Origin of the sequence: Enterobacter cloacae complex sp. 277I4, from assembly GCF_050031465.1 — a bacterium.
Lineage (GTDB): Bacteria > Pseudomonadota > Gammaproteobacteria > Enterobacterales > Enterobacteriaceae > Enterobacter > Enterobacter cloacae.
Genome location: NZ_JBLGWC010000001.1, coordinates 4563949 through 4587205, shown reverse-complemented (window position 1 = coordinate 4587205; position 23257 = coordinate 4563949). Strand labels below are relative to the sequence as shown.

Annotated in this window: 18 protein-coding genes; 11 read left to right on the top strand and 7 right to left on the bottom strand. The window is 54.7% G+C overall.

Features of this window, described 5'->3' with window-relative positions; translation table 11 throughout:
• Positions 1-11 precede the first annotated feature (11 nt).
• Positions 12-1379 carry a serine endoprotease DegQ gene (degQ, locus tag ACQG19_RS22310; RefSeq protein WP_013098969.1) on the bottom strand — a complete coding sequence of 456 codons (1368 nt, stop codon included), beginning with the start codon at positions 1377-1379 and terminating at the stop codon, positions 12-14.
• A gap of 172 nt (positions 1380-1551) precedes the next feature.
• Positions 1552-1950 carry a Z-ring associated protein ZapG gene (gene zapG / locus ACQG19_RS22305; protein WP_008502832.1) on the bottom strand — a complete coding sequence of 133 codons (399 nt, stop codon included), beginning with the start codon at positions 1948-1950 and terminating at the stop codon, positions 1552-1554.
• Positions 1951-2139: 189 nt separating this feature from the next.
• Between zapG and zapE the strand changes: the two genes are divergently transcribed.
• The 9 genes from zapE (at position 2140) to ACQG19_RS22260 (ending at position 10732) form a co-directional block, all read left to right on the top strand.
• Entirely contained in the window at positions 2140-3264 is a 1125-nt protein-coding gene (zapE, locus tag ACQG19_RS22300) for a cell division protein ZapE (RefSeq protein WP_095908339.1), read from the top strand.
• A gap of 289 nt (positions 3265-3553) precedes the next feature.
• Complete coding sequence (gene rplM, locus ACQG19_RS22295) at positions 3554-3982, top strand: 50S ribosomal protein L13 (protein WP_013098967.1); 429 nt, start codon at positions 3554-3556, stop codon at positions 3980-3982.
• A gap of 15 nt (positions 3983-3997) precedes the next feature.
• Positions 3998-4390, top strand: coding sequence for a 30S ribosomal protein S9 (gene rpsI / locus ACQG19_RS22290; protein WP_000829818.1), 393 nt, complete (start codon positions 3998-4000; stop codon positions 4388-4390).
• A gap of 308 nt (positions 4391-4698) precedes the next feature.
• Positions 4699-5337, top strand: coding sequence for a stringent starvation protein SspA (sspA, locus tag ACQG19_RS22285; RefSeq protein ID WP_013098965.1), 639 nt, complete (start codon positions 4699-4701; stop codon positions 5335-5337).
• A gap of 5 nt (positions 5338-5342) precedes the next feature.
• Positions 5343-5840, top strand: a complete 498-nt coding sequence (gene sspB / locus ACQG19_RS22280; protein WP_013098964.1) for a ClpXP protease specificity-enhancing factor — start codon at positions 5343-5345, stop codon at positions 5838-5840.
• 421 nt (positions 5841-6261) lie between these two features.
• On the top strand, positions 6262-6933 hold the full coding sequence (locus ACQG19_RS22275) for a DUF1120 domain-containing protein (protein ID WP_038983653.1): 672 nt from the start codon (positions 6262-6264) through the stop codon (positions 6931-6933).
• A gap of 110 nt (positions 6934-7043) precedes the next feature.
• Positions 7044-7751 (top strand): fimbria/pilus chaperone family protein, encoded by a 708-nt coding sequence (locus ACQG19_RS22270; RefSeq protein ID WP_038420707.1) that lies wholly within the window; start codon positions 7044-7046, stop codon positions 7749-7751.
• Positions 7752-7757: 6 nt separating this feature from the next.
• Complete coding sequence (locus ACQG19_RS22265; protein WP_058679449.1) at positions 7758-10184, top strand: fimbrial biogenesis outer membrane usher protein; 2427 nt, start codon at positions 7758-7760, stop codon at positions 10182-10184.
• A complete protein-coding gene (locus tag ACQG19_RS22260) occupies positions 10181-10732 on the top strand; it encodes a membrane protein (protein ID WP_013098960.1) in 552 nt (183 codons plus the stop codon). The genes ACQG19_RS22265 and ACQG19_RS22260 overlap by 4 nt, the downstream gene beginning before the upstream one ends.
• Positions 10733-10762: 30 nt before the next feature.
• Here the strand turns inward: ACQG19_RS22260 and gltD are convergent, their stop codons facing one another.
• On the bottom strand, positions 10763-12181 hold the full coding sequence (gene gltD, locus ACQG19_RS22255) for a glutamate synthase subunit GltD (RefSeq protein WP_045293557.1): 1419 nt from the start codon (positions 12179-12181) through the stop codon (positions 10763-10765).
• A gap of 9 nt (positions 12182-12190) precedes the next feature.
• A complete protein-coding gene (gene gltB, locus ACQG19_RS22250; RefSeq protein ID WP_013098958.1) occupies positions 12191-16651 on the bottom strand; it encodes a glutamate synthase large subunit in 4461 nt (1486 codons plus the stop codon).
• Between the two features lie 681 nt (positions 16652-17332).
• Here gltB and ACQG19_RS22245 point away from each other — a divergent pair.
• Positions 17333-18274, top strand: a complete 942-nt coding sequence (locus ACQG19_RS22245) for a TIGR01212 family radical SAM protein (protein ID WP_095908469.1) — start codon at positions 17333-17335, stop codon at positions 18272-18274.
• Here the strand turns inward: ACQG19_RS22245 and ACQG19_RS22240 are convergent.
• Positions 18254-19756, bottom strand: a complete 1503-nt coding sequence (locus tag ACQG19_RS22240; RefSeq protein WP_013098956.1) for a helicase HerA-like C-terminal domain-containing protein — start codon at positions 19754-19756, stop codon at positions 18254-18256. The two genes, ACQG19_RS22245 and ACQG19_RS22240, sit on opposite strands and share 21 nt — an antisense overlap.
• Before the next feature lie 137 nt (positions 19757-19893).
• Between ACQG19_RS22240 and ACQG19_RS22235 the strand changes: the two genes are divergently transcribed.
• Entirely contained in the window at positions 19894-21540 is a 1647-nt protein-coding gene (locus tag ACQG19_RS22235; RefSeq protein WP_246932434.1) for a dihydroxyacetone kinase subunit DhaK, read from the top strand.
• A gap of 58 nt (positions 21541-21598) precedes the next feature.
• Here the strand turns inward: ACQG19_RS22235 and ahr are convergent, their stop codons facing one another.
• Both ahr and ACQG19_RS22225 read right to left on the bottom strand, forming a co-directional pair.
• Positions 21599-22618 carry an NADPH-dependent aldehyde reductase Ahr gene (gene ahr, locus ACQG19_RS22230; RefSeq protein ID WP_013098954.1) on the bottom strand — a complete coding sequence of 340 codons (1020 nt, stop codon included), beginning with the start codon at positions 22616-22618 and terminating at the stop codon, positions 21599-21601.
• 83 nt (positions 22619-22701) lie between these two features.
• Positions 22702-23205 (bottom strand): GNAT family N-acetyltransferase, encoded by a 504-nt coding sequence (locus ACQG19_RS22225; RefSeq protein ID WP_023619941.1) that lies wholly within the window; start codon positions 23203-23205, stop codon positions 22702-22704.
• Between the last annotated feature and the right edge of the window lie 52 nt (positions 23206-23257).

Genomic DNA, 23257 nt, shown 5'->3' with positions numbered 1-23257 from the left:
ATAGCAAATGCTTAGCGCAACAGAATATAGATAGATTCGTTGCCGCGCATAATTTGCAGGGCAATGACCGTTGGTTTACTTTCCAGCACCTTGCGCAGCTCAGCGATAGACTGCACGCGGGTGCGATTCACGCCGATGATCACATCATCCTGATGCAATCCCGCCTGCGCGGCAGGGCTGCTCTTCTCTACGGTATCGATGCTGATGCCTTTGGTGCCGTCTTTAAGCTGCCCGTCGCTGAGGGTCGCGCCCTGCAGTGCAGGGGCGATAAGCTCCGCACTGGCGGAGGAAGAGGTGCTCTTGTCCAGCGTCACTTCCACATTCAGCGGTTTGCCGTCACGAATCAGGCCCAGCTTCACTTTGGCGCCCGGTTCGGTGGTGGCGATACGTGAGCGCAGCTCTGCAAAGCTGCTCAGCGGCTTATCATTCAGGCTGACGATCACATCACCTGATTTAATGCCCGCTTTTGCCGAGCCGGAATTGGGCAGCACTTCACTGACGAACGCACCGCGCTGCACGTTGATGTTGAACGCTTTTGCGATATCGGCGCTCATCTCCATCCCTTTGATGCCCAACAGGCCGCGTTTGACTTCACCAAACTGGATAAGCTGCTGTGCCAGCGTTTTGGCCATATTGCTGGGAATGGCAAACCCGATCCCGATGCTGCCGCCACCTGGCGCGAGGATTGCTGTGTTAATACCAATCAGCTCGCCGTTAAGGTTCAGCAGCGCCCCGCCGGAGTTCCCGCGGTTAATTGAGGCATCGGTCTGGATAAAGTTTTCCAGGCCTTCAAGATTCAGGCCGCTGCGCCCCAGCGCGGAAATGATCCCGGAGGTCGCCGTTTGTCCTAAACCAAAGGGGTTGCCCACGGCAACAGCAAAGTCGCCGACGCGCAGTTTGTCGGAGTCGGCGATGGCAATCTGGGTCAGATTACTTGGGTTTTGCACCTGCAACAGAGCGATGTCGCTCTGGTCATCGCCGCCGATCAATTTGGCATCAAATTCCCGACCATCATTCAGCTGCACGCTGATTTTATCGGCCTGGCTGATAACGTGGTTGTTGGTCAGAATATAGCCTTTGGCCGCATCAATGATGACGCCTGAGCCCAGCCCTTCAAAAGGCTGAGCCTGCTGGTCGGGCGACTCATCGCCAAAATATTTTTTCAGTTCTTCAGGTACGCGCTGGCTTTGCACGGCAGTGCCTTCTACCTGCACGCTGACTACCGCAGGCAACACTTTTTCCAGCATGGGTGCGAGGCTCGGAATCGCCGTCTGGCCCGGCACCTGCGAGGGAAGGGCGGCAAAGGCAGGGAAGGACGCCGAGAGAGATAACCCGACACTTAACGCTAACGCGCTCAACAGCTGGTTCTTTTTCTTCATCGATGCTGACTCTCGTAACCTGGAGTAAAGGAAAAAACGGGCCCAAAAACACGTTGATGTTATTGAATTTTAAACCGCTGAACAATGAGGTGTTTACCTAAATAATAGCTGGGGTCAGGAAGAAAGGACGGGCGCAATCGCTGCGCCCGTAAAATAATTTCAGGTTGTGTGATTAATCGCGCTTAACACCGCCGCGCAGCAGGCCGGACGCGCCATCAGAATAGTCGCGAGGCATCTGAACAGGGGCCTGATCGTTACCGGCCTCAGAGTCTGCCAGACGGTTGCGGAACGGGTTGGTTTCCGCGGTCATTTCCGGCAGCAGGCTGCTGGAGCTTTTTGCCATGTGCTGATACAGCTGGCGATAATCGGTCGCCATGTTGTCCAGCAGCTCAGCGCTACGGGCAAAGTGGCTGACCAGCTCTTCGCGGTACTCTTCCAGCTCGGCTTTGTTCTTTTCCAGTTCGTATTGCAGTGACTGCTGCTGACGCAATTTGCGATTACCGAAACGCATGGCCACAGCACCGATCACGATGCCGACGACTAAACCGATTAGCGCATATTCCCAGGTCATGAACTTCTCCCGTTGTCTTGTTGTTCCGTAGGGTGTTGGCTCGGCTCCTGCCTGTGCCTGATATTGCCACTATAACCGCTATTTCTGCAGAAGTGGAATCCTGACGTATCATCGCGTAGTGTAGAACGGCCTTTTTTTCATCAGTCACGCCTGCTGATGAGGTTTAATTGAAGGAATAACAACAAGATTATGCAAAACCTGTCCCCCGCATCGCGATATCAACTGGCCCTGGACGAGGGCTCACATCAGCCGGATGACGTTCAACGTGAAGCGGTTAACCGTCTGGATACCCTTTTCCATGAGCTTACGGCAAAACCTGCGGAATCAGGGCAGAGCGGTGGGCTGAAGGCGGCATTGAGCCGACTGCTCGGAAAAAAAGAGCCACAGGCTAACGCTCCGGCACGCGGTTTATATATGTGGGGCGGTGTCGGTCGCGGGAAAACCTGGTTGATGGATCTGTTTTATCAGAGCCTGCCGGGTGAGCGTAAACAACGCCTGCATTTCCACCGCTTTATGCTGCGGGTGCATGAAGAGTTAACGGCGCTGCAGGGCAAAAGCGATCCGCTGGATATTGTGGCTGACAGGTTTAAGGCCGAAACGGACGTCCTCTGTTTCGATGAGTTTTTTGTTTCGGATATCACCGATGCCATGCTGTTGGGCGGCCTGATGAAAGCGCTGTTTGCCCGCGGCATCACGCTGGTCGCCACCTCGAATATTCCGCCGGATGAGCTGTATCGTAACGGCCTCCAGCGGGCGCGTTTCCTGCCTGCCATTGATGCCATCAAACAGTATTGTGACATTATGAATGTTGATGCGGGCGTGGATTACCGTTTGCGCACGCTGACTCAGGCGCACCTGTGGCTCTCACCGCTGAATGCCGAGACCACCCGCCAGATGGATAAACTGTGGCTGGCGCTGGCGGGAGCAAAGCGCGAAAACGCCCCGACGCTGGAGATTAACCATCGTCCGTTGCCTACGCTCGGTGTTGAAAACCAAACGCTGGCGGTCTCTTTTGCGACGCTGTGCGTGGATGCCCGCAGTCAGCACGACTACATCGCCCTTTCGCGCCTGTTCCACACGGTGATGCTGCTGGATGTACCCGTCATGACACGGCTGATGGAAAGCGAAGCGCGACGCTTCATTGCGCTGGTGGACGAGTTTTACGAACGCCACGTCAAGCTGGTGGTGAGCGCCGAGGTGCCTTTATATGAGGTGTATCAGGGGGAACGTTTGAAGTTTGAGTTCCAGCGCTGCCTGTCGCGCCTGCAGGAGATGCAGAGCGAGGAGTATCTGAAGCTGGAGCATATGCCTTAAATGCTACCCTCTCCCCGTGGGAGAGGGGCTGGGGGTGAGGGCACCGGACCGCAAAAACTTGCCCCCCGAAAAACCCATTCCAAATCACATTTAAGGGTCGATCTTTGACCTCAACTTCTCTATAATCTTGCGACCCCACGTTACGAGAAGGTTTTTTTCCCGAAACTTTCTATGTGTCGGCATGAGCTATTCGAAGGGGTAGGTTTGCCGGACTTTGTCGTGTGAACCTCAACTGACTAAACGTTTGGGTGTTCACCAACGTGTAACTTATTATTTGGGTAAGCTTTTAATGAAAACTTTTACAGCTAAACCAGAAACCGTACAACGCGACTGGTATGTTGTTGACGCGACCGGTAAAACTCTGGGCCGTCTGGCTACTGAACTGGCTCGTCGCCTGCGCGGTAAGCACAAAGCGGAATACACTCCGCACGTTGATACTGGTGACTACATCATCGTTCTGAACGCAGAAAAAGTTGCTGTAACCGGCAACAAGCGCGAAGACAAAATGTACTACCACCACACTGGCCACATCGGTGGTATCAAAGAAGCGACCTTTGAAGAGATGATTGCTCGCCGTCCTGAGCGTGTGATTGAAATCGCGGTTAAAGGCATGCTGCCAAAAGGCCCGCTGGGTCGTGCTATGTTCCGTAAACTGAAAGTTTACGCAGGTAACGAGCACAACCACGCGGCACAGCAACCGCAAGTTCTTGACATCTAATCGGGATTATAGGCAATGGCTGAAAATCAATACTACGGCACTGGTCGCCGCAAAAGTTCCGCAGCTCGCGTGTTCATCAAACCGGGCAACGGTAAAATCGTAATCAACCAGCGTTCTCTGGAACAGTACTTCGGTCGCGAAACTGCCCGCATGGTAGTTCGCCAGCCGCTGGAACTGGTTGATATGGTAGAAAAACTGGATCTGTACATCACCGTTAAAGGTGGTGGTATCTCCGGTCAGGCAGGTGCGATCCGTCACGGTATCACCCGCGCTCTGATGGAGTACGACGAATCCCTGCGTTCTGAACTGCGTAAAGCTGGCTTCGTTACTCGTGACGCTCGTCAGGTTGAACGTAAGAAAGTGGGTCTGCGTAAAGCACGTCGTCGTCCACAGTTCTCCAAACGTTAATCATTTTCTGCTCACGCAGAACGATTGGCGAAAAACCCGCTTCGGCGGGTTTTTTTATGGGTAATGCTCAGGTTATCCACATTATCAATGCATATATCTCCTCTTTTTCCGCATTTCCAGAATCCCCTCACCACAAAGCCATCAAAATCTGGTAAACTATCATCCAATTTTCTGCCCAAATATCGGTGAATACTCGATTTTTGTTCGATTCTTGAACAATGTGTCTTCTCTGGGATGGGCGCTACATCATCTGGCTGGCCCCACCGGGCCGGTAGCAGTAAAAATTCTGAATATACCTGGAGGTTTTCATGGCTGTCGCTGCCAACAAACGTTCGGTAATGACGCTGTTTTCTGGTCCTACTGACATTTATAGCCATCAGGTTCGTATCGTGCTGGCCGAGAAGGGTGTCAGTTTTGAGATCGAGCATGTGGAAAAGGATAACCCACCTCAGGATCTGATCGATCTCAACCCGAGCCAAAGTGTACCAACGCTGGTGGATCGCGAGCTGACCCTGTGGGAATCCCGTATCATTATGGAATACCTGGATGAGCGTTTCCCGCATCCACCGCTGATGCCTGTTTACCCTGTTGCGCGTGGCGAAAGCCGCCTGTACATGCAGCGTATCGAGAAAGACTGGTACACGCTGATGAACGTGATCGAAAACGGCTCTGCTTCAGAAGCAGACGCTGCACGTAAACAACTGCGTGAAGAGCTGCTGGCGATTGCCCCTGTGTTCGGCCAGAAACCGTTTTTCCTGAGCGATGAGTTCAGCCTGGTGGACTGCTACCTGGCACCGCTGCTGTGGCGCCTGCCGACACTTGGCGTTGAATTCAGCGGCCCGGGCGCAAAAGAGCTGAAAGGCTATATGACCCGCGTCTTTGAACGCGACTCCTTCCTGGCATCCTTAACTGAACCGGAACGTGAAATGCGTCTCGGCCGAGGCTAATGACTGTGGAAATGTCACAACTTTCACCACGCCGTCCGTATCTGCTGCGCGCCTTCTATGAATGGCTGCTGGATAACCAGCTCACGCCGCACCTGGTTGTGGATGTGACGTTGCCGGGCGTGCTGGTTCCGATGGAATACGCGCGTGACGGACAGATCGTTTTGAACATTGCCCCCCGTGCGGTGGGTAATCTTGAACTGGCGAACGACGAAGTGCGTTTTAACGCGCGTTTCGGCGGCGTACCACGTCAGGTTTCCGTGCCGCTGGCCGCGGTGCTGGCTATCTACGCGCGGGAAAACGGCGCGGGTACGATGTTCGAGCCGGAAGCGGCTTACGATGAAGACGTTGCCAGCCTGAATGAAGACGATGCAACCGGGGAGCGAGACAGCGACACGGTGATGTCGGTTATTGACGGCGACAAACCTGACCGCCAGGATGAAAACGATCCTGATGACGATCCGCCACCACGCGGCGGGCGTCCGGCTCTCAGAGTGGTAAAATAAGCGTCATCCATTATAAAATCCAGCCCTCCTCAGTCGGCTGGATTTTTTTTGTCGATGTAAAGATTAAGCGCCTGTTGAACGAATATTTTTTCTATGTATAGATTTGTACAAAATTAAGACAGTGCAATGCTTTATTCTATATGACAGAAATTTTGGAATACAAAGCCAGCGAAAATAAATCATCGCAAGCAATAATTATTCTGAATACAAATGGTCTAAAAAGAACTGGAAACCTCTGTTTTATAAACCCTGCCTATTGTTTGAGTAAATCTAAAAAGAAAAGTTAATAAACCTAAGTTGCATGTATTTATGATTTCTATATTATCGCACCATGCATTTTGCAAACGGAGGTAATAGCGACTATCAAGGATGAATTCAGTCGAATTTTATTTTCTTTAAATCATAAGTTATGGATTAACTCGTGAAAAAAATTCTATTGGCTACAGCATTATTCCTTTGCGTAAACTCTACGTTTGCCGCTGAAACCGCGATATTGAAAATTAAAGGGACGCTGACAGCCTCGGCCTGTACTCCTGAATTTAGCAATGGCGGCGTGGTGGACTATGGAAATATCCGCTTAGGTGAATTGTCCTCTACGGCGGTGAACCAGTTAGGGCAACGGAATATCGATCTCACCATTACCTGCACGGCAGCAACAAAAGTGGCCTGGAATATGATAGACGATCGCGCCGACTCTAACGCAGGATTAACCGTTTCTGCCGGTACATTTACGGGTGGGGCACAGAGTGCGACTAACCAGACCTATGGCGTTGGCAAAGCAGGCACGGTAAATATTGGCTCTTATGCCATGTTTATGAAGGTGAATAGCGTTACAGCAGACGGAAAATCTGTCGATCCAATATATCAGCAGAATGGCTCAACGACCTGGGCTAAGAGTACTGATGGTTCAAGCCAGGGTGAAAATAATCGTAATATTACCGTCGCATTAGCGGGAAGTATTGACCCGCTTGCTTTCCAGACTGCAACATTTCCGCTGGTAACGTCTCTGGCTATTCAGAATACCACAACGCTTGCCATTACCGATGATACCCGGCTGGATGGTCAGTTGACGATCAGCCTAAAGTATCTGTAATTCTTTCAAATTTAAAGTGAGTTAAATTTAATGCAGAGGGAACACCCTTTCTCTCAAAAATAAGCGCCATCAACACGGAATGTTAAGTAGTGCTTTCAAGGAATATACATATGACATGCTCTAAAAAGGTTTTATTTAAAACACTCGCTGCCGCAGCTTTATTCTCTGCACAGTTTGGCGTACATGCAGCCGGTATGGTGCCAGAAACCAGTCTGCTGGTGATTGATGAAGCGACCCACAGTGGCACCATCAACGTCAAAAATACCGATAGCCATCCGTCGCTACTGTACACCGACGTGGTGGATCTGCCGGATGATAAAGGCCTGAAACTTGTCACCACTCAGCCCGTGGTACGTCTCGAGCCCGGTCAGACTCAGCAATTGCGCTTCATCCTGCAAACCAGCAAACCGCTGGACGTTGAGCACTACAAGCGTGTGACCTTCGAAGGGATCCCGCCGAAGAGCGATGACAATAAAGTGAAAATTGGCATCAATATTCGTCAGGACCTGCCCGTACTGATTCGCCCTGCGAAGCTGGCCGTGGTAACCGATGCGTGGAAATTCCTCGAATGGACCGCGTCAGGCACGTCCGTCACGGTAAAAAACCCAAGCAAATATGTTGTGCGTCTGGCACAGAACGTGGTGCTGCAGCCTTCAGGCATCAGCGGATCGCTTGCCAAAACCTACATTTTACCCGGTGAAACCATGACGGTTTCTATGGGCAAATCCGTCAGTGGAAACACGAAAGTGAAGTTTTTCCCGGCCAGCCGCTATGGGGTCGAAGTGCCCAGCTTTATCTCGGATCTCAATAAAAAATAAAGGATTATGGCGGTGCGTAAAAAAAGCCAACTTGCACTTTTTGTGCGCGCTGTGATTTATAGCGCAATACCTCTGATGTTGCTTGATGCTCCCTCCCTCCACGCGAGGGAGGTGACGTTTGATACTGATATCCTGAAATCACGTGGTCTTGGGGCCGATCTAAACCGCTATTTTGCACAAGCGCCGCGCTTTTTACCGGGGACGCATTCCGTTTCTGTCAAAGTGAACGGTAACGATCGCGGAACAGCGGCCGTACGCTTCAGTGAAGACGGAACGATGTGCGTTGATAACGACTTCCTGGAATTTGCAGGTCTCATGCCGGTGCCCATAAAGGCGAATGAGACCTGCCATGATCTGCGTAGCGATTACGCTCAGGCGGTGATCAATCCCTTGCCAAACCAGGAAGCGGTCGAGCTTTATCTGCCAGCGGAAGCACTTAACAGCCTGAGCGCTGATGTCAAAAATTTCCAGCATGGCGGCACGGCAGGCATGCTTAATTACTCGCTCTTCAGCACCAAAAACGAATACAGCGGAAGTGACAGCAGCAGTAACCGTTACTCACAGGCAAGCCTGGAGGCGGGCTTCAACGCGATGGACTGGTCGCTACGCAGCCGCTATATCCTGACGGATGACAACGGCAACCGAAACGCAGAGAGTATTTATACCTACGCAGAGCATGTGTTTGTTCCTCAACGCCTGACCATGCAGGTGGGGGAAATTAACGCCATGTCAGATGTGTTAAGCGGCGTCCCGATTACCGGTGTGCAGTTAATGCCGACCAGTGGTCTGCAGAAAGACAGTTCGGGGGTGAGCGTATCCGGTATTGCCCGAACCTCGCAGGCGCGCGTTGAAGTGCGTCAAAACGGAAGACTCATTTTTAACACGTTAGTACCGGCGGGCCCGTTCACGCTGGATGACGTCCCGATGGTCCGTAACAACGTCGATCTTGACGTCACCGTTGTGGAGTCCGACGGTTCGACCAACCACTATATTGTTCCCGCCGCATCTGTAAAAGCCCGAAATCTTTCAAAACCAAACGGCCTGACCGTTTCGGCGGGCCAGGTGCGTGGTATAGACAGTGACTACAGCGATCCGCTGGTGTTCAACGTATCCGATGGCTGGCGAATTTTCCCCTGGATGAACCTGCTTGCCTCCGGCGTGGTAGCCGAAGATTATCAGGCCGCGGGGGCGCGCACAGAATTTATGGTTACCGATGGCTGGAACGTCTCAACCAGTATGGCCGCCAGCAACGCGCAATTTGGCGACAGTGATAACGGTATCAAAAACGAACTCCAGAGCGATTACTCGTTGACTGAGAATGTCGGCCTGTCTGCCAGCGTGGCGCATTACAGCGGTGATTACCGTGAACTCGCAGATGCCATGGATGATGATTATCAGGGCTATGACAACAGTTATTCGGCCAACGTACGTTGGTCCACAGAATTGGCCGGGGCATTTAGCGCGGGCCTGAGCTACAACCAGGCCGCAGGAGACGGCGAAGATTCCCGCTACTTGCTTCTGTCGTGGGGGAAAACCTTCAAATACGCTTCAATCAACGTGAACTGGCAAAGCGCAGTGGGCAGCACGGGTGACGACCAGGACGACGATCTGCTCTATATCAACCTCAGCATTCCGTTAGGCGGTTCGCAGAGCCTGAGTTCGTATATGCGTAAGCAGGGCGACAGCACCAGCTATGGTCTGGCGAACAGCGGGTCGCTGGGGGAGAACACCAACTACTATATTTCTGCCGATCGTGATGACGAATCACAGGAAAACAGCTTCAACGGCAACATCAACACTAATCTTCACTACACCCAGCTTAGCGTCGGGGGCGGTACCAGCGGCGATCATCAGCGTAACTACAATGCGACCCTGTCTGGCGGCATTGCGATGCACAAAGACGGTGTGACCTTCTCGCCGTATTCCATCAAGGACACGTTTGCCATCGCCAGACTCAGCGAACCGAAAGCGGGCGTTGAGATCACTACGCCGCAGGGCACCGTCTGGACCGACCGCTGGGGCCAGGCTGTCATTCCCGGCCTGACTGAATGGCGTAACTCACGTATCGAAGTGGATGCGAACAAGCTACCGCAGAGCATGACCCTGGCGAACGGGACCAAATATATTGCTGCTGCACATGGCTCGGTAAGCGAAGTGAGCTTTAAAGTATTGAACAGCCGCCGCGTGATGTTACGTATTAAGCAGGCCGACGGGAAGCCGCTGACGAAAGGTCTGTCGGTGGTGGATGATAAAAATAACTACGTGGTGACGGTGGTTGATGACGGACATGTCTTCCTGAACGATGCCGATCAGATTAGCGCGCTTTATGCCGTTGATGATGACAATAACCGTCTGTGCAAACTTGATTTTACGCTTCCTGAAAAGCACGACGAAGACGCGTTTTACGAAGAAGTTAACGGAGTATGTCGATGAACATTCAACGTCTGGCTGCGCTATTGCTGCTTGCTTTGCCGTGCCTTTCTTATGCTGACGATTGTCAGCTAACGCTCTCTCAGCCGGTTGTGGATTATCACCAGATGCGGCGTGACAGCATTGTCACCAGCCAGCAGAGCTGGAACAAAATGCCGGAAAAAGACATAAATGTCAGCGTCTATTGCCCGGAAAAACAGCAGATGGCGACGCTGTTACAGGGGGCTTCTGGTCAGAAAGGGCGTTTTCAGTTTGGTCAGAACGGCGGTGTGGCGATAAAGGTCAGCAACCTGACGCTGGATGGTAAAAGCTACAACGTAGGGAAAACAACGGATCAGGTGAATTTTACGCCGGATACTGATAACGGGTCATCGCTCTATATCCGCAATAACGAGGCTGTCGTGGCGGTTGAAAACGGCAGGGTACCCAGCGGCCAGCAGATGAACTTTACCGTCACCATTTTCCCGGTGCTCAATGACAGCGCGTTTAACCATATTTCGGATCAAACCGCGCTGGAGACCGATTTAACCTGGCAACTGCTTAAAAAATAAAAGTTGGCCCGGCAATCGCCGGGCCATTTTTTACACTTCCAGATAGTTCAGTATACCGTCTGCCGCCTTACGGCCTTCGGCAATTGCCGTCACCACCAGGTCAGAACCACGAACGATATCACCACCGGCGAAGATTTTCGGGTTGCTGGTCTGGAACGCATTGTCGCTGCCTTCTGGCGCGATAATACGACCCTGCGAATCCAGCTCAACGCTGTGCTTCGCCAGCCACTCCATGCTGTGAGGACGGAAACCGAACGCCATGACGACCGCGTCAGCCGGGATCACGTGCTCAGAACCAGCCACGATCTCCGCGCGACGACGGCCTTTGGCATCCGGGGCACCCATCTCGGTGCGCGCCATCTTCACGCCGCTCACTTTACCGTTGGCATTCACTTCAATACCCAGAGGCTGGATGTTGAACTGGAACTCCACGCCCTCTTCACGCGCGTTTTTCACTTCGCGTTTTGAGCCCGGCATGTTCTCTTCGTCACGACGGTAAGCACAGATTACGTGCGCCGCGTTCTGACGAATGGAGGTACGCACGCAGTCCATCGCGGTGTCACCACCGCCCAGCACCACCACGCGTTTGCCTTCCATGCTGACGTAAGGCTCGTCAGCCGTTTCGCCATATCCCATGATCTGTTTGGTGTTGGCAATCAGGAACGGCAGCGCGTCGTACACGCCTGGCGCGTCTTCGTTCTCGAGCCCGCCACGCATGGACTGATAGGTACCCACGCCCAGGAATACGGCGTCGTAATCCTTCAGCAGCTCGTCGAGCTGCACGTCGCGGCCCACTTCTACATTCAGTTTGAACTCAATGCCCATGCCGGTGAAGATTTCACGGCGACGGGTCATAACCTCTTTCTCCAGCTTGAAGGCCGGGATACCGAAGGTCAGCAGGCCGCCGATCTCCGGATGACGGTCAAAGACCACCGCCTTCACGCCGTTACGGGTCAGGACATCCGCACAGGCCAGGCCCGCCGGACCCGCGCCGATGATCGCCACGCGCTTATCGGTTTGCTTCACGCCGGTCATATCCGGACGCCAGCCCATCTCAAACGCTTTATCGTTGATGTAACGCTCAATGTTACCGATGGTCACCGCGCCAAACTCGTCGTTCAGCGTACAGGAGCCTTCACACAGACGGTCCTGCGGACACACGCGGCCGCACACTTCTGGCAGGGTGTTGGTCTGGTGAGAAAGCTCGGCGGCTTCAAAAATACGCCCTTCGTTGGCCAGCTTCAGCCAGTTAGGGATGTAGTTATGGACCGGACATTTCCACTCACAGTAAGGGTTACCGCAGGACAGGCAGCGGTCTGCCTGTGCTTTGGCCTGGCCTTCTGAAAACGGCTCATAGATTTCTACAAATTCAATTTTACGGATCTTCAGCGGTTTCTTTGGCGGATCAACACGCTGCAGGTCGATAAACTGGTATACGTTCTGGCTCATCTGAATTCCTTACTGCGCCTGCACACGCAGCTCTGCTGCGCTACGACTACGGTGACCCAACAGGGCTTTAACATCGCTGGACTTCGGTTTAACCAGCGCGAATTTCGCAGAGAACGCCGGCCAGTTCGCCAGGATCTCTTCGCCGCGCGAAGAACCGGTATGCTGCACGTGTTCGGTAATCAAACCGCGCAGGTGTTCTTCGTGGATCGCCAGCGTATCAACGTCCAGCACTTCCACCAGTTCTGGGTTCACGCGTTTGCGGAACTCACCATCTTCATCCAGGACGTATGCAAAACCGCCCGTCATACCTGCGCCAAAGTTCACGCCGGTTTTACCCAGCACGCAAACAATCCCGCCCGTCATGTATTCACAGCCGTTATCGCCAATGCCTTCCACCACGGTGATAGCACCGGAGTTACGCACCGCAAAACGCTCACCCGCACGGCCCGCGGCAAACAGACGGCCACCGGTCGCGCCGTAAAGGCAGGTGTTACCGATGATGCTGGCTTCGTGACTGCGGAAGGCAGAGCCCACCGGAGGACGCACCGCCAGCAGACCACCCGCCATGCCTTTACCGACGTAGTCGTTAGCATCGCCAGTCAGGTACAACTCAACGCCGCCAGCATTCCACACGCCGAAGCTCTGACCCGCCGTACCGCTGAAGTGCGCGGTGATCGGATCCGCTGCCAGCCCCTGATCGCCGTGCGTTTGCGCGATGTAACCAGAGAGCGACGCACCCACAGAGCGGTCGGTGTTGCGGATATCAAACCAGAACGTTTTACTCTGCTTCTCATCAACATATGGCTTCGCCTGCTGCAGCAGCTGCGCGTTCAGCACGCCATTGTCGAACGGCGGGTTGTTCTCGGTGCAGTAGACCGCCTTACCTGGATGCGGCTCGGCCGTTTCCAGCAGCTTGCCCAGATCCAGTTTCTGCTGTTTGGCAGTGAAACCGTCCAGCTCTTTCAGCAGGTCGGTACGGCCAATCAGATCCACCAGACGTTTTACACCCAGTTGCGCCATCAGCTCGCGGGTTTCACGGGCGATGAAGTCAAAGTAGTTTGTCACTTTGAACGGCAGGCCGTGATAGTGGTTCTTACGCAGCTTCTCGTCCTGGGTTGCAACGCCGGTCGCACAGTTGTTCAGGTGGCAAATACGCAGGTATTTACAGCCCAGCGCAACCATCGGGCCGGTACCAAAGCCGAAGCTTTCCGCACCCAGAATCGCCGCTTTGATGATGTCGAGGCCGGTTTTCAGGCCGCCGTCCACCTGCAGACGGATCTTATGACGCAGACCGTTTGCCACCAGCGCCTGTTGGGTTTCCACCAGGCCCAGCTCCCACGGACAACCCGCGTATTTCACGGAAGAGAGCGGGCTTGCACCAGTACCACCGTCATAACCGGCGATGGTGATGAGATCCGCATAGGCTTTCGCCACACCGGTCGCGATGGTGCCGACGCCCGGTTCGGAAACCAGCTTCACGGAGATCATCGCTTTCGGGTTTACCTGTTTCAGGTCGAAAATCAGCTGCGCCAGATCCTCGATAGAGTAGATATCGTGGTGCGGCGGCGGGGAGATCAGCGTCACGCCCGGTACCGAGTAACGCAGTTTGGCGATGTACGGGGTGACTTTATCACCCGGTAACTGACCGCCTTCGCCCGGTTTTGCCCCCTGAGCGACTTTAATCTGAATGACGTCGGCGTTGACCAGGTACGCTGGCGTGACGCCAAAGCGACCGGATGCCACCTGCTTGATGCGGGACACTTTGTTGGTGCCGTAGCGGGCAGGATCTTCACCGCCTTCACCGGAGTTAGAGTTACCGCCGATGCTGTTCATCGCTTCGGCCAGCGCCTCGTGGGCTTCCGGGCTTAATGCGCCGATGGACATCGCAGCGGTGTCAAAGCGTTTGAACAGCTCAGACGCAGGCTCTACGTCGTCGATGCTGACCGCTTCATCACCTGGGTTCAGCGCCAGCAGATCGCGCAGCGTGGCTGCCGGGCGGTTGTTCACCAGCTCAGCATACTGCTGATAATCGCTGTACTCGCCGCTCTGTACGGCCTGCTGCAGCGTGCGCACCACGTCCGGGTTGTAGGCGTGATACTCGCCACCGTGAACGTACTTCAGCAGACCACCTTGCTCCAGCGGCTTACGTGCCAGCCAGGCGCGCTTAGACAGGTTCACCAGATCCTGCTGGAAGTCGGCAAAACCGGCTCCACCGATGCGGCTGACCACGCCCTGGAAGCAGAGGTTTGCCACGTCGTTATGCAGGCCAACCGCTTCAAACAGCTTCGAGCAGCGGTAAGAGGCGATGGTCGAGATGCCCATTTTGGACATGATTTTGTAGAGACCTTTGTTGATGCCGTTACGGTAGTTCAGCATCACGGTACGATAATCTTTGTCGATCGCGCGGGTGTCCACCAGACGAGCCAGCGTTTCGTAGGCCAGGTATGGATAGATCGCCGTCGCACCAAAGCCTAACAGCACGGCAAAGTGGTGCGGATCGCGTGCGCTTGCGGTTTCAACAATGATGTTGGCGTCGCAGCGCAGGCTCTTATCGACCAGACGCGTCTGGATAGCCCCCACCGCCATTGGCGCAGGCACCGGCAGGCGGTTCTTCGCAATGTTACGGTCAGACAGCACCAGCAGAACGGTGCCGTTACGCACCATCTGTTCCGCTTTATCACACAGCGCGTTCACCGTCTCTTCGAGGGTCGCTTCGGTCACGTCGAAGGTAATATCGAGCGTGTCTGCACGGTAGTGATCCTCTTTCAGCGTGGTGAGCTGTTTGAAATCGGAATAAAGCAGGATCGGAGATTTAAAGGTCAGGCGGTGAGCCTGGCCTTCTGCCTCGCAGAAGACGTTCATCTCGCGACCAATGCTTGTTGCCAATGACATGACGTGGGCTTCACGCAGCGGGTCGATTGGCGGGTTGGTCACCTGTGCAAACTGTTGACGGAAGTAGTCATAAATTACACGTGGCTGACTGGAGAGCACGGCAAACGGGGTATCGTCACCCATGGAGCCGACAGCCTCCTGGCCGTTTTCACCAAGCACGCGGATGACGGAATCCAGCTCTTCCGCACTGTAGTTAAACTGCTTCTGGAAGCTTGCCAGCGTATCGTCGTCCAGCTCGCGGCTGCCCACTTCTTCGTCCGGCAGATCTTCGAACGGCACCAGACGGCGCACGTTTTTCTCCATCCACTCTTTATAGGGATGGCGGCTCTTCAGATCGTTGTCTGTTTCAGCGGAGTGCAGAATACGCCCACCGCGGGTATCGATAACCATCAGCTCGCCCGGCCCAACACGGCCTTTCTCAACCACTTCGTCAGGCTGGTAATCCCAGATACCGACTTCTGAGGCGCAGGTGATGAGCTTGTCTTTGGTGATGACGTAGCGCGCCGGACGCAGACCGTTACGGTCCAGGTTACAGGCGGCAAAACGACCGTCGGACATGACGATGCCCGCCGGGCCATCCCATGGCTCCATGTGCATGGAGTTAAAGTCAAAGAATGCACGCAGCTCCGGATCCATATCCGGATTGTTCTGCCAGGCCGGTGGCACGAGCAGACGCATGGCACGCACGATATCCATGCCGCCTGCCAGCAGCAGCTCCAGCATGTTATCCATGGAGCTGGAGTCAGAACCGGTTTCGTTAACGAACGGCGCAGCATCATGCAGGTCCGGGATCAGTGGGGTCTGGAACTTATAGGTACGGGCGCGCGCCCACTGGCGGTTACCGGTGATGGTGTTGATCTCGCCGTTGTGCGCCAGATAGCGGAACGGCTGTGCCAGTGGCCAGCGTGGAACGGTGTTGGTGGAGAAGCGCTGGTGGAACAGGCAAATGGCTGATTCCAGACGCAGGTCCGCCAGGTCCAGGTAGAAGCGCGGCAGGTCAGCCGGCATACACAGACCTTTATAGATGTTCACCAGGTTCGAGAGGCTACAGACATAGAACTCTTTGTCGTCCTGGAGACGTTTTTCAATGCGGCGGCGGGCAATAAACAGACGGCGTTCCATATCACGTGGACGCCAGCCCGCAGGCGCATTAACAAAAATCTGTTCAATACGAGGCAGCGAGGAGAGGGCGATTTCACCGAGCACCCCTTCGTTGGTTGGCACATCGCGCCAGCCGACAATAGAAAGGGTTTCACGCTGAAGTTCTTCTTCAACGATGCGGCGTGAGGCGGCAGCTTTTTCAGGATCCTGATTCAGGAACAGCATACCGACAGCGTAGTTTTTGGCTAAACGCCAGCCGCGCTCTTCCGCCACGATACGGAAGAAACGATCCGGTTTTTGCAGCAGCAGGCCGCAACCGTCGCCGGTTTTACCATCGGCAAGGATGGCACCACGGTGCTGCATACGGGCCAGTGCGTGAATAGCAGTACGCACTACCTTGTGGCTAGGTTCGCCTTCTATGTGGGCGATCAGGCCGAAACCACAGTTATCCTTCTCAAGGGATTTATCGTACAACATATCAGTGAACCTCCCCAGGCTCGTCGGGCTTCCCACTGAACCGTGGCGCACAGGCACAGAAAGAGCATGGCGACGGGGTTTGCGTTTCATACGCGGACCTCGCATTCGCCCTCTTTTCATCCTTTCGCGCAGGTAAACAAGTTTGAGGACTTGCTTCAGAGGGAATCTCAATTACTGCATAAATATGATGAGCAGGCCGCTCATCCAGAAAGCTTCCAGCGGATTTCCAACTTATCGGGAATTGGTACACAGGTCAAATGGCATTCTTATTTATACAAAAATGTGCTATAGAGAAGATAATGCATTGTATTTAAAAGATATTTAACTATTTTTACAACCACTAAGCGCCCTGCGAAGTCGCAGCGGAGTGTGATCTTACTCACTATATGAAAGCGGTATTATTGATGTAGCGTGCTGAATGCCGGTTTTTTTACAGGATAATAAACTGCTGTGCGGTTTAAACCCGCATAAAGTCACTGTTTTTCAGTGCTGGCGTTATAAATAAAAAAAACAATCAGAACATAAGGAAAAGTAATCACATTTGGTGTGAATGAAATTGCAGTAATCTTGAGTAGTTATTCAAATAGATAAAGGCCAGCCAGGGCGATTGATCCAGGTCATCGCCGATGGTGGCTAAAAATGGCAGGCTTGTCCCCTTTCTTCGGGACGGTCTATCAGATTATGCAGTTACAGAAATTAGTCAATATGTTTGGTGGGGATCTTTTGCAGCGCTACGGGCAAAAGGTTCACAAGCTGACGCTGCATGGCGGTTTTAGCTGCCCGAATCGCGATGGTACGCTCGGGCGCGGCGGCTGCACCTTCTGTAACGTGGCCTCCTTTGCGGACGAGGCGCAGCAGCATAAATCTATCGCGGAACAGCTCGCGCATCAGGCCCGTCTTGTGAACCGGGCAAAGCAGTATCTGGCCTATTTCCAGGCCTACACCAGCACATGGGCGGAAGTGCAGGTGCTGCGTTCGATGTATCAGCAGGCGGTCGCTCAGGCGAACATTGTCGGACTGTGTGTCGGTACGCGTCCGGACTGCGTGCCCGACGCGGTGCTGGATTTACTCAGCGAGTATAAAGAGCAGGGCTATGAGATCTGGCTGGAACTAGGCCTGCAAAGCGCGCATGACAAAACCCTGCACCGTATTAATCGCGGCCATGATTTTGCCTGCTATCAGCGCACCACCCGCCTGGCCCGCGAACGTGGCCTGAAAGTCTGCACGCATCTGATTGTCGGCCTGCCGGGAGAAGGGCAGCAGCATGGCCTGGAGACGCTGGAAAAAGTCGTTGAGACAGGCGTGGACGGGATCAAGCTGCACCCGCTGCATATTGTGCAGGGCAGCATTATGGCCAAAGCCTGGCAAGCCGGGCGGTTAAACGGCATCGCACTCGACGAGTATACGGTAACGGCAGGGGAGATGATCCGTCATACGCCGCCCGAAATTGTCTATCACCGTATCTCCGCCAGCGCCCGCCGTCCAACGCTTCTGGCACCGCTATGGTGTGAGAACCGCTGGACGGGGATGGTGGAGATTGACCGCTATCTGCATGAGCACGGTGTGCAGGGCTCGGCGCTGGGACGGCCGTGGGTCGCTCCGCTACCGGCGGCGACCGCCTAACAGACTCCCCAGCATGCCGCGCACTATCTGATTCGTGACCTGCCGCGCGGCGCTTTTCGCCATTGTCTGCACAACGCCATCGCGCTTGCCGCCGCGCGGCCCGGTACTGCCAAACAAAATGTCTTTCAGCCCACCCAGAATGCCGTCATCCACCGCGACTGACTGCCCCCTGGCGGGTGGGGCGTCCTGCGAGTCGGTGGTGGCCTGTACCCCTTTTTGCAGCATCTCGAAGGCAGATTCGCGATCCACTTCATCTTCGTATTTCCCGTAAACCGGGGAGTGGTTAATCAGTCCGTTGCGCTCATCGTCCGTTACCGGCCCCATTCGCGAGCAAGGGGCAATCACCATGGCGCGTTCCACAATGGACGGGCTGCCTTTGGCATCCAGGAAGGAGATCAGCGCCTCACCGGTACCCAGCGCCTGAATCGCCGCTTCGGTATCAAAGGCCGGGTTCGCGCGCATGGTTTGTGCGGCAGCTTTGACGGCTTTCTGATCTTTTGGCGTAAAGGCGCGCAGGGCGTGCTGGACGCGATTACCGAGCTGCCCCAGCACGTTATCGGGGATATCCGACGGGTTTTGCGAAACAAACCACACGCCGACGCCTTTGGAGCGGATCAGCCGGATAACCTGCTCGATCTTGTCGAGCAGCACCTGCGGCGCATCGTTGAACAGCAGGTGCGCTTCGTCGAAGAAGAACACCAGCTTCGGCTTCTCAAGGTCGCCCGCCTCCGGCAGCTGTTCGTAAAGTTCAGAGAGCATCCACAGCAGGCTGGCGGCGTAGAGTTTCGGCATCTGATAGAGCTTCTCTGAGCTCAGAATGTTGATGATGCCTTTGCCGTTGCTGTCAGTGCGCATCCAGTCTTTGATATCGAGCATCGGCTCGCCGAAGAAATGCTCTGCACCCTGTTGCTCCAGCGTCAGTAACCCGCGCTGAATGGCCCCCACGGAGGCACTGCTGATGTTGCCGTACTGGTTCTGGAAGGATTTAGCGTTATCGCCGATGTATTGGGTAATGGCGCGCAGATCTTTGAAATCGAGCAGCAGCAGCCCCTGATCGTCGGCAATACGGAAGATGATGTTCAACACCCCGGACTGGACATCGTTGAGATTCAGAAGACGGGCCAGCAGCAGCGGGCCAAGATCGGAGACGGTGGCACGTACCGGATGACCTTTCTCACCAAAGATATCCCAGACAACTACCGGGTTGTTGTGCGGCGTCCAGTCATTGACGCCGATATTTTTCAGACGCTCAAGGAGTTTTTCTGAGGGTGCCCCCTCCTGAGCCACACCGGTTAAATCGCCTTTTACATCGGCCATAAAGACCGGCACGCCAATCTCAGAGAGCGATTCGGCCAGCTTCTGCAGGGTAACGGTTTTCCCCGTCCCGGTGGCGCCGGTGATCAGGCCGTGACGGTTCGCCATCGCAGGCAGTAAAAACAGCTCTTTCTCCAGCGTCCTGGCAATTAACAATGGTGTACTCATGATACTCATCCTCTCTTAGTCCTGGGTGGAGTATAGGCAACCTGACGGCAAAATGGCGTTAAAAATTCCTTACTTTGCGGCGTATTACCCAGCGCGGACTATGCTTTTGCATACGGTTCACAACAAGTTGAGAATGTATGTCCAGATTCTTTTTTAATAATCGCAAACAACTGGTCAACGATGCTATTGAAGGCATTCTGATTTCTGCTCCGCACGGTAACCTCGTCAAGCTTGATGTTGATCCTGCCATTCGCATTGTGGCCCGCAGCGACTGGGACAAGAGCCGCGTGGCGGTGATCTCCGGTGGCGGTTCCGGCCACGAGCCTGCACACGCCGGGTTTGTCGGCAAAGGTATGTTGACGGCAGCAGTGTGCGGCGATCTGTTCGCCTCGCCGAGCGTGGATGCGGTGCTGAATGCCATTGTGGCGGTGACGGGTGACCGTGGCTGCCTGCTGATCGTTAAAAACTACACCGGTGACCGCCTGAATTTTGGTCTGGCGGCAGAAAAGGCGAAACGCTACGGCCTGAAGGTGGAGATGGTCATTGTGGCAGACGATATTGCGCTGCCGGACAACAAACAGCCGCGCGGCATTGCCGGTACGGCGCTGGTTCATAAGATCGCGGGTTATGCCGCAGAGCACGGAAAATCGCTGAGTGAAGTGTGTGATATTGCGCAACAGGCCTGCGATAACCTCTGGAGCCTGGGCGTTGCGATGCAAACGTGTAACCTGCCGGGAAGCGACGAGGAAGAAGGGCGCATTAAGCAAGGTCATGTCGAGCTGGGTCTGGGCATTCATGGTGAGCCGGGGGCTTCCGTCGTGGATACGCAGAACAGTAAAGCGATTATCGACACGCTGGTGACGCCGCTCAAGGCGAAGGCGGGTGACGGGCGCTTCGCAGTGTTGATCAATAACCTGGGGGGCGTATCAGCGCTTGAGATGGCTCTGCTCACCAAAGAGCTGGCCCACTCGGCACTGAAAGATAACCTGGCGTACCTGATTGGCCCGGCACCGCTGGTGAGCGCCCTGGATATGAAGGGCTTTTCGCTGACGCTGCTGAAGCTAAACGATCTGTTCGAAAAAGCCCTTCATGAAGAGGTTGAGACGCTGGGCTGGCAGAAGCCGGTGGCGTTTGCCCCGCTGCGTACCCAGGAGCATAGCGCGATCCATGACCGCGTGGAGTTTACCCCGTCCGCAAATCCGCAGGTGGGCGAATATGTCTCTGTGGTGACAAAGACGTTGATTCAGCTGGAAAACCGTCTGAACGCGCTGGATGCGAAAGTGGGGGATGGCGATACCGGATCCACCTTTGCGCAAGGGGCGCGGGAGATTGCGCAGCGTCTGGAGGAGAACAACCTTCCTCTTAACGACGTGTCGACATTACTTCTGCTGGTGGGCGAGCGGCTGGCAACGGTGATGGGCGGATCGAGTGGCGTATTAATGTCGATCTTTTTCACGGCAGCCGGACAAAAGCTGCATGACGGACAATCGCTTGCGTATGCATTGCTGAGCGGGCTGGCACAGATGAAGCAGTATGGCGGGGCCGATCTCGGCGATCGCACGCTGATCGATGCGCTACAGCCGGCGCTGGAGACGTTGCAGAAAAACGATCTTCAGGCGGCGGCGCAGGCGGCACAGCAGGGCGCAGAGGCAACGGCCAGAATGGGCAAAGCGGGCGCGGGACGTTCGTCGTATGTGAATAAAGAGAATCTGGATGGGGTAATGGATCCGGGAGCGGTTGCGGTGGCCGAGGTATTTAAGGCCATGGTAGAAGCAAAACGGTAACAACCGTTACCGTTTTTAGTGTTTGCGCCCTCTCCCTGTGGGAGAGGGGGGTGTAACATTAAAAATCTGCTTTCAACACCACACGGTAACGGGCTTTGCCGTCACGCACGTGCTGGATCGCTTCGTTGATTTTCGACATCGGATAGAGTTCGGTGGTTGGCGATACTTTCGTGCGCCCGGCGAACTTCATCAGTTTGCGCAACTCGAACGGCGTGCCGGTTGCAGAGCCGGACACGCTGCGATCCCCGCCGATCAGGGTAAACGCCGGAACCGGCAGCGGCTTCAGCACGGCACCCACCGTATGGAAGTTACCGCCGTAGGCCAGTGCTTCAAAGTACGGCTGCCAGTCGAGATCGACATTAACGGTGTTAATGATCAGATCGAATTGACCCGCCAGTGCTTTCAGCGCGTCTGGATCGCGGCTGTTCACCACTTTATCCGCCCCCATAGCCAGCACTTCTTGCTCTTTCGCCGGGTTAGAACTGAATGCCGTCACTTCGCAGCCCATCGCGTGCAGCAGTTTGATGGCAATATGACCGAGCCCCCCGATACCAATCACACCCACACGGCTGGTGGCGGTGATATGGTGCATCAGCAGCGGTTTAAAGACGGTAATGCCGCCGCACAGCAGCGGGCCTGCGGATTCGATATCAATGCTGTCCGGCAGCGGAATGACCCACTGCCAGTCGGCGCGCAGTTTATCGGCAAAACCGCCCTTGTTGAGGATGGTTGGAACGGCGCCTTCAAGGCAGTTGATCTGGTTGCCGCTGATACAGGCGTCGCAATGACCGCAGCTGCGTGCCGTCCAGCCAATACCCACGCGCTGGCCCACTTTCAGGCCTTTGTCCTGCGCAGCGCTGCCGAGCGCCACGACGCGGCCAATCACTTCGTGTCCGGCGACCAGTGGATAGCTTGAAAAGCCCCATTCGTTGTCGATCATGGAGAGATCCGAGTGGCAGATCCCGCAGTAATCAACCTGTACTTCGACGTCTTCCGCTTTTAGTTCGCCCGCATCGTACTCGTACAGTTCAAGTTCTGCACCCGCCTGCGGTGCGGCGTAGCTTTTTATCTTCGACATCGTGTTTCCCCCGTTATGGTGTGAACTGAGAGTGTAGAGCATTCAGTTAACCACCGCTTAACAGAAGAGGGCAGCAAAAGTATTTACAGCGTTTTCAGCATCCTGACTTCGCAATCGACGTGGCCGGTGCAGCCCAGCGGTGCATCAATATGCTCAAAGCCCAGATGTTCATACAGGCCGATGGCCTCTTTGAGGAAGGCGGTTGTTTCGAGGTAACAGCGTGTAAAACCCTGATTGCGGGCATAGTCGAGTGCGACCAGCGCCAGTTTCTTCGCCAGGCCTTGTCCGCGAACAGATGGCAGGAAATACATTTTCTGCAGCTCGCAGATATCCGGCTCGCTGCAGCTGAGCGGAGCAACGCCGCCTCCGCCCACCACCTGGCCATTCTGCTCAATAACCCAGTAGGCATGGCCCGGCTGGCTGTAAAGCTGGAACAGCTCGTCCAGATTTGGATCAGCAACCGTATAGCCTTTATCAGCCGTCAGGCCATATTCGGCAGAAACCGTACGGATAACGGCGGCGATAGCCGGGTTGTCCTGCACAGCGATCCGACGCATCGTCGTCGCGACGGGGGTAATCACGCTCATAGCATTACTCATTACAAAAATTGACACACAACTGCTGTTAATAGCACCGCAG